2 protein-coding genes are annotated in these 1544 nt (G+C 41.2%); one reads left to right on the forward strand and one right to left on the reverse strand.

Going from position 1 to position 1544, the window contains the following annotated elements; genetic code table 11:
- A partial coding sequence (locus WS42_RS14630; RefSeq protein ID WP_046451357.1) for a heparan-alpha-glucosaminide N-acetyltransferase domain-containing protein occupies positions 1–348 on the reverse strand: 348 nt, incomplete at its 3' end.
- 408 nt (positions 349–756) lie between these two features.
- Here WS42_RS14630 and WS42_RS14635 point away from each other — a divergent pair.
- On the forward strand, positions 757–1544 hold a 788-nt coding region (locus WS42_RS14635), incomplete at its 3' end, for a phage integrase SAM-like domain-containing protein (RefSeq protein ID WP_046451358.1).

A 1544-nucleotide genomic window follows, 5' to 3' on the forward strand; every position in this document is an offset into this window, starting at 1 on the left:
GGCCGGGAAAAAAGCGGCATTCAAGGTTGCGAAGCCAAGCAGCAGAACCAATCGCCATAAGAAGCGGTAGCCGAAGTCTTTTCCTTTCTTTTTCTGATTATGACATTGGATATAGAATGTAAACCCGAACAAAAGAGCGAAAATAGCATAAGCTTTTCCTGCAAACAGGGAAAAAATGACGTTAAACACTCCGTCGTTTAAGACGGCTAGCCATGCTGGTTGTTCTGTTGGATAGACTGGAAAGATAAAATGTTCCAGATTATGCACTAAAATAATTGCCATGACGGCAAATCCTCTTAGTGCATCGACTACTTCAATACGTGGGATTTTACTTGCTGATAGTTCCATATAAGTTGTTTATTAAGTTTCAATGTTCAAATATAGGTAATTTTGATTTCAAAGCATCCATGTTTTGAAATTGGAAAAGTTCACAAGCAGTATTCAAGCGATATTGGGTAACAAATTGTGAGAATGCATTCCTTTGCATCGCTTGGAAGTTGGACTTTTGGGTAATAAAAAAAGCCACAAATCATTTATTTGTAGCTTTTTGTCCGTTTACTGACCATTTCTGACCAGTAAATTCAGCGGAGAGAGAGGCTCTCGAACTTATACTTTCACAGAATATCATAAAACTGCAAACGACTGATAATCAAGTGTAAATTACAATATAGAGTAAAAGTAAATGTTTCTAAATGTCTTTTGCTATCTCAATAATTGGGTGTATATTTGGGTGTAGAATTTCAAACGCACCCAATTATGAATATCAAGCGCAACATCATTTTTGCATTGGAGAGCCGGAAAAAGAACGGTGTGCCAATCGTAGAGAACGTACCCATCCGTATGCGTGTCATCTTTGCCAGCCAACGCATCGAGTTTACAACGGGCTACCGGATTGACGTAGCCAAATGGGATGCAGATAAGCAGCGGGTAAAGAACGGATGTACCAACAAGCTAAAGCAAAGTGCAGCCGAAATCAATACGGACTTGCTGAAATACTATGCCGAAATCCAGAATATTTTCAAGGAATTTGAGGTGCAGGAGGTCATGCCAACGACCCAACAGTTGAAGGAAGCTTTCAACATGAGAATGAAAGACACCAGCGAAGAACAGCCGGAAGAAGCCCCTGTCAGCTTTTGGGAGGTGTTCGATGAGTTTGTAAAAGAGTGCGGTAACCAGAATAACTGGACGGCATCCACCTATGAAAAATTTGCAGCAGTGAGGAACCACCTCAAAGAGTTCAAGGAGGATGCAACGTTCAACTATTTCAACGAGTTTGGATTGAACGAATACGTCAACTTCCTGCGTGACACCAAGGATATGAGAAACAGCACCATCGGCAAGCAAATGGGATTCCTCAAATGGTTCCTGCGCTGGAGCTTCAAGAAAGGACATCATCAGAACATTGCATACGATACGTTCAAACCGAAACTGAAAACCACCTCGAAAAAAGTAATCTTCCTGACTTGGGATGAACTGAACAAGCTGAAAGACTACCAGATACCCAAGGATAAGCAATACCTGGAACGTGTGCGTGATGTTTTCCT

The organism is Odoribacter sp. N54.MGS-14, from assembly GCF_000980295.1.
Lineage (GTDB): Bacteria > Bacteroidota > Bacteroidia > Bacteroidales > Marinifilaceae > Odoribacter > Odoribacter splanchnicus.